At 50.3% G+C, this 13,330-nt stretch carries 10 protein-coding genes; 4 read left to right on the forward strand and 6 right to left on the reverse strand.

Features of this window, described 5'->3' with window-relative positions; all coding sequences use genetic code 11:
• Positions 1-91: 91 nt before the first annotated feature.
• Complete coding sequence (gene murB / locus B7992_RS00525; RefSeq protein ID WP_088665363.1) at positions 92-1,021, forward strand: UDP-N-acetylmuramate dehydrogenase; 930 nt, start codon at positions 92-94, stop codon at positions 1,019-1,021.
• A gap of 2 nt (positions 1,022-1,023) precedes the next feature.
• Complete coding sequence (locus B7992_RS00530) at positions 1,024-3,774, forward strand: TIGR02171 family protein (RefSeq protein ID WP_073234593.1); 2,751 nt, start codon at positions 1,024-1,026, stop codon at positions 3,772-3,774.
• Here B7992_RS00530 and B7992_RS00535 read toward each other — a convergent pair.
• On the reverse strand, positions 3,766-4,212 hold the full coding sequence (locus B7992_RS00535) for a VanZ family protein (protein WP_088665364.1): 447 nt from the start codon (positions 4,210-4,212) through the stop codon (positions 3,766-3,768). The two genes, B7992_RS00530 and B7992_RS00535, sit on opposite strands and share 9 nt — an antisense overlap.
• A 26-nt stretch (positions 4,213-4,238) precedes the next feature.
• A complete protein-coding gene (locus tag B7992_RS00540; protein WP_088665365.1) occupies positions 4,239-4,580 on the reverse strand; it encodes a hypothetical protein in 342 nt (113 codons plus the stop codon).
• A gap of 61 nt (positions 4,581-4,641) precedes the next feature.
• On the opposite strand from B7992_RS00540, the gene B7992_RS00545 reads away from it, so the two are divergent.
• Entirely contained in the window at positions 4,642-5,835 is a 1,194-nt protein-coding gene (locus B7992_RS00545; protein ID WP_073156995.1) for a class I SAM-dependent rRNA methyltransferase, read from the forward strand.
• 51 nt (positions 5,836-5,886) lie between these two features.
• Here B7992_RS00545 and B7992_RS00550 read toward each other — a convergent pair whose 3' ends face one another.
• Positions 5,887-7,344, reverse strand: coding sequence for a family 16 glycosylhydrolase (locus B7992_RS00550; protein WP_088665409.1), 1,458 nt, complete (start codon positions 7,342-7,344; stop codon positions 5,887-5,889).
• A gap of 149 nt (positions 7,345-7,493) precedes the next feature.
• Entirely contained in the window at positions 7,494-8,891 is a 1,398-nt protein-coding gene (locus tag B7992_RS00555; protein ID WP_254917565.1) for a lipopolysaccharide assembly protein LapB, read from the reverse strand.
• 202 nt (positions 8,892-9,093) lie between these two features.
• On the opposite strand from B7992_RS00555, the gene B7992_RS00560 reads away from it, so the two are divergent.
• Positions 9,094-9,297 carry a hypothetical protein gene (locus B7992_RS00560; RefSeq protein ID WP_073157004.1) on the forward strand — a complete coding sequence of 68 codons (204 nt, stop codon included), beginning with the start codon at positions 9,094-9,096 and terminating at the stop codon, positions 9,295-9,297.
• An 82-nt stretch (positions 9,298-9,379) separates the two neighbouring features.
• Here the strand turns inward: B7992_RS00560 and B7992_RS00565 are convergent, their stop codons facing one another.
• Together B7992_RS00565 and B7992_RS00570 are read right to left on the reverse strand one after the other, a co-directional pair.
• Positions 9,380-10,372: a GSCFA domain-containing protein gene (locus tag B7992_RS00565; RefSeq protein ID WP_073234585.1), complete on the reverse strand. Its 993-nt coding sequence runs from the start codon at positions 10,370-10,372 to the stop codon at positions 9,380-9,382.
• A 13-nt stretch (positions 10,373-10,385) separates the two neighbouring features.
• Entirely contained in the window at positions 10,386-13,163 is a 2,778-nt protein-coding gene (locus B7992_RS00570) for a hypothetical protein (RefSeq protein ID WP_254917566.1), read from the reverse strand.
• Positions 13,164-13,330 lie beyond the last annotated feature (167 nt).

The raw sequence follows: 13,330 nt of genomic DNA on the forward strand, positions 1-13,330 counted from the left end.
TATCAAAATTTAAACGTCTATAAGTATAACAAAATCACATTCAAAAAGATCAAATTTCATGCAATTCATAACCGATAACTATATTTGAGAAATGGTTATCTTAGAAAATGAACCCATGAGTAGGCACACCTCCTTCAAAGTCGGAGGAGAGGCCCGCTATTTTTTCAAGGTGGAATCCGTAGACGAAATCCTCGATGTGCGGAAACGACTGGCAGACCAGAACCACCCCTTTTTCGTTCTTGGTAACGGAACAAACTTGTTGGTTTCCGACAAGGGATTTGGCGGAGGAATCATCACCCTGGGGAAATCATTTTCTGAAGTTCAGGATCTTGGAAATGGCAAGTTCAAGGTTGGAGCAGGCGTATCCCTCGGCGCATTTGCGCGCAAATCCATTAAGATGGGTTACAGCGGGATACACAAGCTAGCCGGTATTCCAGGAACGTTAGGTGGAGCCATCTACATGAACGCAGGCGCATACGGTCAGGAAATCTGCCAGACTTGCGTAGAAGTAGAAAGCCTTGACGCCAATGGTACCGTACATACACGAACCGCAGCCCAGTGCGACTTTGGCTATAGGCACAGCGGTTTTCAGGTTTCCTCCGACGACCGTGCCAAAGGTCAAGCTGAAATTATCTTGTCCGCAACATTCCAGTTAGAACCTGCAGAGATGTCCGGCAAAGATAGCTACACTCTGGAAACCGAAATGCAGGAGTGCATGGCCAAGCGCAAGGCAAGCCAGCCCTTAAATATGCCCAACGCAGGTTCCACATTCAAACGCCTTGACGTTGGTGCCGAAGACATGCCTCAGCAAATCGCTCCAGGCTATTACATCGAGCAGGCAGGACTCAAGGGCCACCGCATTGGCGGAGCAGAAGTCAGCACGGTTCACGCCAACTTCATTGTCAACGCAGACAACGCCACCGCTTCAGACATCAAGGCTCTTAGCGAGTACGTTCAACAAAAAGTTTTCGAAAAATTCGGAATTCAACTGAAGAGAGAAATCATTTTACTTGGGGGGTAACAATGTTGCGGTCTCTTTTTCTTCTGGCACTGATTTTTATCTGTAGCTGCACAGACACCACCTCATCTGAATCCACATTCGTAGAGGATTCAGACATTGACGGTTTTATTTTAGTTCGGGCATCAGGGTCAGACGGATTTGTAGGAACAGACGACAATTCCGCAAAGGCCAATGAACGCCCCAAAATGAAGACCACTTTCTCTTACGACTTTTCTATGGGAAGGCATGAAGTCACCTGCGGCGAATTCCGAAAAGTCATGAAGGAAGAACTGGGATCGAAGTCCCCTGTCCAGAAATGCGAAAATGATTCTCTCCCCATCGTGAACGTCACCTATTTCGACGCCATCGTCTATGCCAACGCCCTAAGCAAAAAGGAAAAACGGGATACGGCTTACACCTACACCACCAAGACCTTCGATAGCGATGGACACTGCACAAGCATTATAAATTTGGCATTGAACACCGGCGCAAACGCTTACCGCCTCCCCACCGAAGCCGAATGGATTTTTGCTGCAAACACCAGCTGGGATTTAAACAAATCCTGGAACGCCGACAATTCCGACTACAAGACTCACAAGGTCTGCAAGAAAGCCTCTGGCAGCAAGGATTTCTGCGACATGGCAGGCAATGTCATGGAATGGGTAAACGACTGGCTCGATTACCCGCAAGACACGATCATGGACAACTACGTCGGGCCTTACGAAGGCAATTCCCTTGGAGAACGCATCGTAAAGGGTGGCAGTTTTCGCAATCCCAAAAGCGCAATCAGCTTGTTCAGCCGCGGTGATGTCTACACAGTCACCTCTTCGACAAAAGCCGACTACGTCGGTTTCCGCCTCGCCTTCGGAAAGATTCCTTCGCCTTCCTGGCTAAACGGCAGCGGTCTCATGACCGAAAGCAACATCAACATGATCTTAAGCCCAGACGCAATTAAAAAGCTAACGGGAACCTACAAAACAAAACTCGTATTCCGCAACGACATTACAGAAAGACTGGTCTATATCGACTACTCCTTGACCAAGACCAAGATTGTGGAATTTTACGATACCGTTTCTGCCTATCATCCGGATATTTCCCCCGATGGGAAATACGTCGCCTACTGTACCAAGCCCGAAGGCGTTCCCGGAAAGTCTTCGATTTACGTAAGAGAGCTGAATTCCAACAACCGTACCATCCACAAATTAGACGTAGAAGCCGCTGCAATCCCCCGCTGGCAAGTATCCTCTAACGGCGATACGACTATCGTTTACGTTACCAGCCAACAAAGCAACAAGGACGAGGCACAATTCAAGTCTAATTCCACTTGGCAAGTTTCCTTTAGAGACGAGACTTTCGGCACACCCAGGAAAATCATAGACGGAGCCTACCACGGAGGCGTTAGCGTAGACCGAAAAATCGCCGTCACAGGGGCCCAGCTTTTAAGAACGAAATTCGCCTACGGAAGAACTAGACTAACCAACTCTTCCAAGGATTCAATCTGGTACAACAAGGAACAGGCTTGCAACGTCAGCCTTTCTAAAGACAGCACCCGAAGAACCCTTTTCCTGGACTTCGCCTCGACCACCGGCAAAAAATTCGTTGGGAAGTCCTACCATACTCATGAAAGAATGTTCATCGCCGACAGCACCGGCAAACTGATAAAGAGCGTCGGAGCCCCCAGCAAGAAAACCTTCGATCACACCGAATGGGTTTCCAAGAATTTTGTAATTGCCTCCCTCACGAACGCAAACGAAGTACACGAAAAAATCGCCCTGGTCAATATCAAGGACAGCAGTACAACTGAACTTGTAGAAGGAGATGAACTTTGGCATCCCAGCATGTGGTTTGCTGCAAGACCAGTCCCAGATACTACAATTGACCAAGATAGCGCAGGAACCTACCTAGTAGCAAACGACGTCTGGTCCTCAGTCATCATGCGTTACAAAATGGAACTGCTCTGGAGGTACATCGACTCCATGGAAGTGGCCCTCATGGGATCATCACGTACCTTATATTCCTTAAGCCCATATCTGCTGAAAGACGACTTCTTCGCCGTAAACCTAGCCCACGCCCCCAATTCTATTTACGCCACCAAGGATTACCTCAATAAGTACATCTACAAGAATGCCAAGAAGCTAAAGTATATCGTACTTTCTATCGACATTGACTTCTGGTGGAAAACAGACGGAAAGGGCAGCGATAATTTCTTCGCCGTCAACGCTCCCAATTACCCCGGTTATGCGTACGATGCCAATCATGACTATTGGGCTAAAGGCATTCCCGCAGGTCTGTTAGACGCCACCGAAAACGGCCTCGGCGTAGAAGACGCTCACAAGTACACAACAGACAAGGGACGTCTTTTAGGAATCCCCTGTCAATCCTGGGGCGAAACCGCTGAAGTCGAAGCGGACTCCACGATTTTCGACAAGAATCCGGAGCTTCTGGAAAATTCGATGAAAGCCTTGAAGTCTATTCTCAAAACTGCCGCCAGCAAGAAAATCAAGGTCGTGGGAGTCATCTTCCCGCAGAATCCAAAGTACAAGAAGACAGGCGCTTTCGGAAGACACGGCATGAAAAGAAGCACTGCCAAGGAAGTCATCAGTCAAATCAAGAATCTGACCAAGGAATATCCGAACTTCGTCCTGCTTGACGAAAACAAGATGGGCGATCATGACTATTCCAACAGCCTGGCCTACGACAACGACCACCTCTGCAGCGAAGCCACCTACAAGATTACAGCCCGAGTGGATTCTGTACTGAAGACCCTAAAGTGATTCTTCGGAATACGGAGATTCATCGGATTCCGTTTGGGGCAGCGGATCATAACGGTTCAGGATTTTCACAATCAGAACGTAGACGGAACCGCCAATAAGACCTCCAAGCGTATCTGCAATCAGATCCATGGCATCGCAGCTACGGCCTTCTACAAAACGCTGATGGTATTCATCGGTGCAACCGTAGGCAAGAGCCAGCAACATTACTATAACAACACGAAACCAGGATTTAGCCGTCCATTGGCCACGAGTCCACCACATACAAAAGCACCCTGCCAAGGTGGCATATTCACAAGTGTGAGCCAACTTGTCCCAAACATGAGGGAGCCCCTCCAGTTCCGCCGAGGTCATTGACGAAAGTTTAAAGATAATCGCCATGCAAAGGATTGCAGGAATCTTACGAAAGAAAGGGTATTTTTGAAACAGGGATTCAAACATAGGTCAGTCTTATATTGAAATAAAAATCATTTTTTATAGCGTCTGCGCCATTCATCCAAAGCTTCAGCACATTCTTCAGTCTTTTTCAGTAGGACTTCGTCAAGAGATGCGGCGTCCCTCCTGGGAATATAGACAATATAGTCAGCAGAGTGTTCTCCACAGAAAACAGAATCCTCTCCAAGAGCATCTACTTCTTTCTGAAGCCTGCTGCACAGGCTTTCCATATCACGGGTAGACACGCCACTAAATTCACCATCGTAAAAAAAGGCCGCCGGTCCTGTCGCAGACGTTCCACTATCGGAGCAACCACAAATAGCATGCAAGAACCCAGTCAGGACCATCAGCCCCACAATGTTTTTCCTATCCATTTAACAACTTCCAAATTTTCGCGACAAAGATACATTTTATTCAATTTCTATATTTTAAAGCATGAAAGCAATTACCTTGAAAGCCGGACGCGAAAAGTCCGCCCTCCGTTACCATCCCTGGATTTTTAGCGGAGCTATCGACGAAGTGACAGGCGATCCCCAGTTGGGCGACGTCGTAGAAGTCTACAGCTACCATAGCGATTTTTTGGGCCTTGCCGCCTATTCCCCCAAGTCCCAGATTCGTGGTCGTTTCTGGACCTTTGGCGAAAAGCAGAACATCGACCGAGACTTCTTCAGCGACATTCTGGATCGAGCCATTGCCGCACGCAAGAGCCGCGGCTTCGACATCGCCGACAAGGACGTGGCATTCCGTCTGATTAACGCCGAAAACGACGGCATTCCCGGTTGCATTATCGACAAGTACGCCGACATCTACTCCGTAGAAATTCTGGCAGCCGGCGCCGAAGTGAACCGCAAGATTATTTACGAGCTGTTGGCCGAAAAGACTGGCTGCCGCGGCATCTATGAACGCTGCGATTCCGACGTCCGCAAGAAGGAAGGTCTTCCCCTCCGCACTGGCGTGGTCTACGGCGAAGTTCCCGATGAACCTGTAGTCATTAACGAAAACGGAATTCTCTTCCCCATCGACGTGAAGAACGGCCACAAGACCGGATACTATCTGGATCAGCGAGACGCCCGCCGTCGTGTTGGCGAACTGGCCAAGGGAAAGAAGGTGCTGAACTGCTTCTGTTATACAGGAGGCTTCGGCCTTTACGCCCTTCGCGGTGGCTGCGAAAAGGTTTATCAGGTAGACGTTTCCAAGGACGCTCTGGCTCTGGCCAAGGAAGGCATCATGCGCAACAAGCTTTCTACCGCCCACGCTACCCACGTAGAAGCAGACGTATTCCAGTATCTGCGTAAGTGCCGTGACCGCGCCGAGACCTTTGACTTTATCGTGCTGGACCCGCCCAAGTTCGTGGAATCCAAGGACAACTTGCAAAAGGGTTGCCGCGGGTACAAGGACATCAACCTGTTGGCCATGAAGCTTCTGGCCGAAGGCGGTATGCTGGCAACCTTCAGTTGTTCCGGCCTTATGGAAATGGACCTGTTCCAGAAGATTATCGCCGATGCCGCAGCCGATGCCCACCGTCGCGTACAAATTATCGAACGTTTCGGCCAGCCCATGGACCATCCGGTAAATACAGCCTTCCCCGAAGGACAATACCTTAAAGGTCTGCTGGTCCAGGTGATTTAAAAAATCATATAAAAACAAGAAGTCCAAGGTTAAAACCTTGGACTTTTTTTATTACTGTTTGCGGCCTCTCAAATCGAAAATTTTCGATTCCCCGGCTCCGTTTCCAAATTCCACGTAAAGCATTCCGTTCTTGCGGAAAATCCGGCTTCCATACGCGTTGCCAATTTCGCGACCTGCTACCCGAAGATTTCTAACGCCAATAGACAACGTGGAGTCCTGTTTCGTGGTATCCTGCGTTATTGTATCCTTGGCCGTTGTGTCGGCACCGGGAGCCACATATTCGCTAGGCTTCATGATGCGCCATTTCTGATTCCATTCCCAGCTATCGTTCCAGTCTTGCACCACGCGGGCACCGTCAGAGGTTGAACGCAGGTAATGATTGCTATGGAGCATCTTCAGACGGTACTGATTGCTGTACTGATTTTCAAAGACAACCTTCTGGTGATTCTTGCCGTTCCAGGCGTACACACCGGCAGTAACGCCAGGATCCGTAGTTTCGTTAGGCATTTCCAAAGTCATGTCACCAAAGTCCACACGGAAGGTATTGGCAGAACCCAGCGGCTTGATAATGGCCACAGACTTTTCATCGGCGCAGTCCCCTAGAACCAACTTCTTTTCGTCGCTAGGCTGCATGCAAGTCTTGAAGGCTTCATTGTAGAAAATCACCGTATCAGGCTTTGCCGGCTTAGCCTTCCACACACGAACCCAGTCCGCCTCAAAGTAGGCCGGATTATTCGCGGTCACCTCGATGTCGTTTCCGGCCCATCCGCCCACAGCCAGGTTCACAATAATGTACTGAGCTGACAACTGCTTGATTTCTGTGGGGCGGTTATAACTGGCAAACTTCTTGTCATCAAAGTAGAAGTTCAAGTTTGACTCATCCCATTCCACCGCATAGGTGTGGAAGTCTGCGGAACGGTCTACGTTATCATCCTTGTGTCCGCCAAAAGAAGCCTCGTGATCCCAGGCGGAACCATGGTCATTGTACCAGCTAGGGTTTGTATAATGCAAATAGTAATGATGCTGCTTTCGGGATGCAGGAATTTCAAGGATATCGATTTCGGGAGGCCAGCCGTCCTGCAAAGTCCAGAAGGCAGGCCAGGTTCCCTTGTGCTTGGGTGCCTTGAAGCGGCCTTCGATGTAGCCGTACTTCACCTCGAAATGGCCGCGGGTATCAATGGCCGCCGAAGTATAGTCTACGGGAATCTCCTTGCCATCAAACTTTGCGGATGCGGGAGCCTTGGGATGTTTTTTCGCCTCGGCCTTAAGCATCAGCTTGCCATCCTTGACGATAACGTTCGCCTCGTCACAATAGGCCCGGTGATTGTGAGTGTGTCCCCAGTTGTACGTGGGATTCCACTTGCTGGTGTCAAGAGTGTTGCCGTCAAAGTTGTCTTCGAAGACCAGTTCCCAACCGCTAAAATTTGCAGGGGGATCAGCCACCGCTACAACAGTCATAGCACAGGCAACGCAAGCCAGCGCCTTCAAGTTCACTCCAGAATACTTCATACCCATCCTCGCCTGCGACACCCAAAACACCAATCCCGCAGGCACACCCCAAATATAATGTCAAACCGTCTACATTCAAAGCGAAAAGATTTTCACAAACGAAAAAGCCCCCGCAAAGCGGGGACTTTTCTATGGTCTAAACAACAAACTTAACGAACGCGGCGGGGCAATTCCTTGGCGTGCTTTTCCAGCCACACGGCATCTTCCAAGGCACGTTCGGCTTCGGTAGCCCAATCGGAATCCGGGAACTGCTGGACTACTTCACGGTAGCGGGTGACAGCGCTGTGGAAATCTCTGAGTTCGCGGTAGACATTGCCAAGCTGGAGCATAGTAAAGTAGCGTTCTTCAGGATTCTGTTCCGTTTCCAGCAAAGCCTTGTACATCTGCAGGGCCATTTCATAGCTGCCGGCGCCAAAGAGCAAGTTGGCATTGGCAATGGTCGGAACAGCAGAAGGTGCGGCAGCCACATCGGACTCTTCCGTTTCTTCAGCAGCCTTAGGGGCAGAAGCCTCGACAGCCTTTTCAGACTTGTCCATCCTTTCGGCCTTCACATCCTGCTTTACTGCTTCGGCAGTTGCAATCTTTTCTTCGGTCTTGGAAGCTTCAGCCTTTGCAGCCTTGATTTCAGCCAGACGTTCCTCGGCAGCCTTGCGGTACTTGCCGTTAGGAGCAGCCTTCTTCATGTAGTTAGCCAGGAACTTCACTTCTAGGTCAGACTTGTTCATCTTCTGATAGACACAAGCCAGGAAGTAATTGGCATCATTGCCTTCTTCCTTATATTCCAGACCCTTCTTCAAGTTGAATTCGGCCTTTTCGTATTCGCCCAGCTGGAAGCGGGTCAAGCCAGCGTAGAAATAAGCACCGGCGTGGCCAGGAGTCTTCTTCAGCACTTCGCGCCAAGCCTTGGCGGCATCGGCATAATTACCTTCGGCATACAGAGCCTTACCCTTTTCAAAAGGATCGGAAGGAAGTGCCTGAGCAGTTTCTTCCTTGGCAGGTTCAGCGGCAACCTTGACCGGTTCAGCCTTGGGTTCCACCTTGGCTTCAGGCTTAGGTTCAACCTTCGGTTCGGGCTTAGCTTCGGCCACCGGTTCTGCCTTGGGAGCTTCAACAGCGACAGGTGCCGGTTCGGCAACCTTGACCGGTTCAGCGGCAGGAGCGGGTTCAACAGGAGCGGCAACCTCTTCTGCAGGAGCGGGATTATTCTTGGGATCCTTGGCGCGTTCGGCTTCGGCCTTAGCCTTCTGACCCAACGATTCATAAACCTTGGCGGCACCTTCATAGGCGGCACTCATGGCGGGATCAAACTTGTAGGCCAGTCGATAGTTAGCCAAAGCACCGCTATAGTCCTTCATCTTAACACGGACTTCTGCTGCGGCAAAATAGGCTTCGGCGTTCTTGGGCTGTTCAGCCAAAATAGAACGGTATTCACCCAGAGCCATCTCGAAGTTTCCCTGGGCTTCAAAGCGGGCGCCCTGTTCCATTCGGGGATCAGCGGCAAAGGAAAATCCGACTAGGCAAGCAAGTGCAAATGCAGAAAATTTCATATTCATACTGTCAAAAATAACATTTTCAAAACATCTCAACTCATTGACAGCCAACAAGTTACGCGATTTTACAGGCGTTTTACATTTTCCCAGTTAGACAATCCCTCCTGCGTTTACCCACCCCTAAAATTTTCCCAAAATTTACATTACCCCAGCCAAAATCATGTTAGTTTTATGAACGTGGAAAAATAGGAGAACACTTATGAGCAAGTTACTTTCTTACTTAATCCCGGGAATCGCCTTTGCGGCACTCCTGGTACTGGTCAACGAGACCTTGGTCCCGGCCACGCTCCATAAGGCAGACTGGTTCAACAATTTGATGGCCATCCTGTGCCTGATCAGCCTCATTGTGCCCTGCGTCATCTACTTTGTAAAGACGCCCCCCGGACGAGGCGCCCAGCCCTAGGACTTTAATATTTGTGGGGTCCGCAAATTAACAATGCAGACCTAAAAAAGAAATAGGCGAACGCATAAGCGTCCGTCTTTTTTTATAGCGAAAGGAAGTACGTCTTTTCGGCACTTAGGTCCAGCCCGGGAATCCGTTTTTCAAGATCCTGGGCAATGTCCAGATGTTTCAATGCAAACGCCTTGTTCATGGAAGAAGCCGCATCGACGATTCTGTGATTGGCGGACTTCAAAAACTTTTCAACCCGCTTGACATTTTCCCGAACAGCCTCGTCAAAATACGTTTCCTGCAGGCGTTCAAAGATGTAATCTTCCGCCACCTCGGAAAGGTGGATCATGTCGGAATCGTAAAAGCGGTAGTCCCGCAATTCATCCAGCACAATCTCGTAACTGGGGAAATATTCAACCTGCGGATTCGCCTTCACCACCTGATCCACGGCCAGCAGCAAGGAGGACTTCGAAAGATTGTTCCCGTAAGCGCCATCCTTCAGGTGCCTCAAGGGGGATACGGTAAACACCTCCTTCACGTCGGGATTCAACCGTCTCAAATTACAGACAACAGAATTAAGCGCGTCAGCAGCCCGTTCTACAGAAATCAACTGACGGTCAAACAGATCTGCATTTCGGCGATGGCAATTGGAAACCACGTTCCCGGTCTGCTTCAAGAAATACACAAAGGCGGTGCCTAAAGTTATAAACACCACGTCTGCAGACTTCAGGTACTCGCGGGCACCAAGAACAGCAGCATTCAACCCCTCGATACAGGAATTTTCATCCTTCGCAGAAAAGGAACCATGAAAGTCCCAGCAGTTCCAATTTTCACCATCCAGGAAAACATTCCCTTCCTGCACATCCCGGGCCGAATAGGTTTCGCCGTTGACAATGCGCTCCACCATATATTCGATGGAAAGGGGATTGTAGATGATCCCGAAGGGATTCACCAGAGTCCTGAATTTCAGACGGGTGAATTTTTCAGAAATGTTCTGGGCAAAACAAGAGCCTATGAAAGCAAGCTTCCCGGTGTAATCAATCCGTACCGTCGACGGAGGAATTTCTACCCGAGTTTGCAGTTCCATAGGCCCGTTACCATTAACGCTTCTTGATGGCGGCAAATACGCCAACAGCCACCAGCAGAATCAGGGCAGCAAGGCTAACCTTTACAGCGGCGTGGAAAGGAGTGCTTCGATATTCCATGCGGACTTCAGACTTGCCTGCAGGAATTTCTACAGCGCGGAGGGTTCCGAATGCCTTGTAGACCTTGGCTTCAGCACCGTTCACGTAAGCCTTCCAGTACGGATGGTAGTTACCAGCCACCACCATGAAGCCGGGGCGGTCAGCTTCTACGGCGAATACCTGGGTATCCATCTTGGGAGAAGCCACAACCTTTGCAGAACCCTGGATGGGGCCGCTAGCGGCGACGCTACCCTTATAGTCATTAGCAGGAGCTTCGGAAAGAATCACCTTTTCGCGATAGAAGAACTTACCAGATACATCGGCATACTTGGGAGCGGCAGTTTCCTGACGGGGCTCGGCAGCAAGAGCGGAATCCACGGCTGCGCTATCCGTAACAGAGCCTTCCATGGGAGCTGTTTCTGCAACAGGAGACACGGAAACTTCCGGCTGTCTGATTGCAGCCTGTTCCTGCAAAGTCTTAATGGCTGCCGCATCATCCATCACCACAGCTTCGCCAAAGATGTAGGCTTCGCCCATGGCCGTAGGAATAGGCATGTAAGTTGTACCCTGACGGCTGTCGAAAATAATGGCGCCCACATTCATCAAATCCAGGAAGGGGTGAGCAGCCTGAGGGTCGTTAACGTTCATCAGATAGTTAGCGTCCTGCTGACCGCCGCGGAAAGCACGGTAGCTAGCCAGTTCGTTATCGTGAATACCATCGGCATTACGCATGTGGTACTGGGGGAACACATTTCCGCTGAGAGCCTTGTTACGGGAAAGAGAAAGAACGCGAGGCGTATTCAGGGAATCAGCCTTGAAGGGAGCCTTTACTGCAGCGATAACACCATTGTTGGGCTGCAGGTATTCAGAAGCGGGAACGTTCTGGATAAAGGCGGCATTGATCATGAACAGGTCCAGAGCGGCAGCCAGAGCCAGCACACCAGCCTTGGCGCCAACACTAGCCTTCCAGCGGGCCACAAACAGGGCAACGCCAATCACCACAAGGACCAGCACGAAACCAGGGATTACCTTGCCGGCGGTGGCATTCATGACGATTTCGTTCAGCGGCTTAAAATACGGAGCGGTAATAGGATCGTTCAACAGTTTCTGGCCGCTCATGAGCATCACACCCAGGAAAGCGAAACCGAAGAGGACACAAGCCTGCACACCGCGATGGGTTCCCGGCAGGCCAGCCTTAAAGGAGTCCACAAAATTGGCAATGCTAAAGGACTTCTTCTGATCATCCAGGCTCATGACACCGAGGCATGCCAGCGCAAAGAGGATCATCACCACAAGGCCTACAGGGCCAATGAAGGTGGTCCAGGCAAAACGGGCAACCACAGCCAGCACCAACAGAATCACATACATGGCCGTACCGTGAAGCAGGGCGCGGCGATCGTCTGCAGCGGCAGCCTGGTCTTCGGGAGTTTCGGCAGCAGAACCAGCAGTCAAGGCCTTAAGAACAGGGCCAGCCATCATCACCAGCAAGAGGGGCAACCAGAACAGGGCCATACCCGGAGCACGGAAGTTCTTTACACCCGGCAGAACGCTATACCACAACTTGAACAGCGGAGAATGGTCGCCCATACCGTAGCTCAGGGCCACAACGGCACCCATACCCCAGAAAGCGGCATAGCGGCGCTTACCCGGCAGGAACAGGCATAGGAATCCAAGGAAGGTCAGCAAGGCACCGGCATTATTATGGTCCAGCTTAAATGCGTTATGACCCCAATAGAACGGAGAGCCTCCAGCCAGTTTGCGGTACTCGTCCATGGTAAAACCAATGAAGGAACTGCCTTCAATATCGCCAGTCTTTTCGTTCTGTTCGTAAACGTCAACACCAACAAAACCCGGCAACAGAATCTGAGCCATTTCTTCCTGATGCAAGGACCAGCTTACAGCGTGACCGTAATTGGTATGGCCTTCATCGCCACGGACAGACTGGGTGGTGGTATAGAGATAAGGGGGAACAATCTGGAAGCAGGAAATGGCAAGACCAAAAGCCAAACCGATAGCGGCAAGACCCAGACGCTTACCGCGAGTTTTCAGAACATCACAATGGAAAGCCACTTCGTAAAGAGTATAAAGGCCTGCGCCCCACAGGAACAGGTAAGTCAACTGCAGGTGAGAACCAAGAATCATCCAGGCCACAGACAAGGCCAGCACAACCATATAGGGCAAGCTTCCGCAACGGACTACCTTACGAATTGCAAGCAAGGCCAGCGGGGCAATGGCAAACACCATCATCTTACCGTCATGACCGCCGTAGAGGTAAGTGAAGAATTCCGGAGAGAAGGCATAGAGGCCGCCCAGCAGAACACCCCACCACTTATTTTCGGTCAGGTGCCAGCCCAGGCCAAAGGCGCTCATAAAAGCCACCAGCAAAGTGAGGATGAACTTGAAGCCCACAGCCCTGGCCGGATCCATCAGGAACTGGAACCAGACCAGCGGATGGTAGACGTCGGCAAAAAGAGCGTCGATCGTGGGCACACCGCCCAGGCGGGAATCGTCCCATTCAGTCACGATGACATCGAAGGTACGCAGAATGCGGCTACCGATACCGTTCAGCTGGTCGCTATTCAGCATCAGCTGCGTCGAGTCAAACGCAAAATCGCGGAAAACGATCAATAGAATTGCAAAGAAGACAGCAGATGCTGCCAGGAAAAATACGGGCTTCTTCTGTAGGAAATTCATGGCTTACAATTTAGTAAGAAGCAAACCCATAAAAAAATCCCAGCTAGATCGCCGGGAACACATTTTAGATAAAAATGTTAAAAAAAATTAGTCGACAGTGTTTTCGTCGGTCGCAGTATTCTTGATCAGACAGTAAACACCAAATGCGGAAATGATGCAAGCAGCGG

Source organism: Fibrobacter sp. UWH1 (assembly GCF_002210365.1).
GTDB lineage: Bacteria > Fibrobacterota > Fibrobacteria > Fibrobacterales > Fibrobacteraceae > Fibrobacter.

Bases quoted from the DNA above. Each gene is read 5' to 3' on its own strand.
- murB (WP_088665363.1), top strand. From the start codon at position 92: ATGGTTATCTTAGAAAATGAACCCATGAGTAGGCACACCTCCTTCAAA.
- B7992_RS00530 (WP_073234593.1), top strand. From the start codon at position 1,024: ATGTTGCGGTCTCTTTTTCTTCTGGCACTGATTTTTATCTGTAGCTGC.
- B7992_RS00535 (WP_088665364.1), bottom strand. From the start codon at position 4,212: ATGTTTGAATCCCTGTTTCAAAAATACCCTTTCTTTCGTAAGATTCCT.
- B7992_RS00540 (WP_088665365.1), bottom strand. From the start codon at position 4,580: ATGGATAGGAAAAACATTGTGGGGCTGATGGTCCTGACTGGGTTCTTG.
- B7992_RS00545 (WP_073156995.1), top strand. From the start codon at position 4,642: ATGAAAGCAATTACCTTGAAAGCCGGACGCGAAAAGTCCGCCCTCCGT.
- B7992_RS00550 (WP_088665409.1), bottom strand. From the start codon at position 7,344: ATGAAGTATTCTGGAGTGAACTTGAAGGCGCTGGCTTGCGTTGCCTGT.
- B7992_RS00555 (WP_254917565.1), bottom strand. From the start codon at position 8,891: ATGAAATTTTCTGCATTTGCACTTGCTTGCCTAGTCGGATTTTCCTTT.
- B7992_RS00560 (WP_073157004.1), top strand. From the start codon at position 9,094: ATGAGCAAGTTACTTTCTTACTTAATCCCGGGAATCGCCTTTGCGGCA.
- B7992_RS00565 (WP_073234585.1), bottom strand. From the start codon at position 10,372: ATGGAACTGCAAACTCGGGTAGAAATTCCTCCGTCGACGGTACGGATT.
- B7992_RS00570 (WP_254917566.1), bottom strand. From the start codon at position 13,163: ATGAATTTCCTACAGAAGAAGCCCGTATTTTTCCTGGCAGCATCTGCT.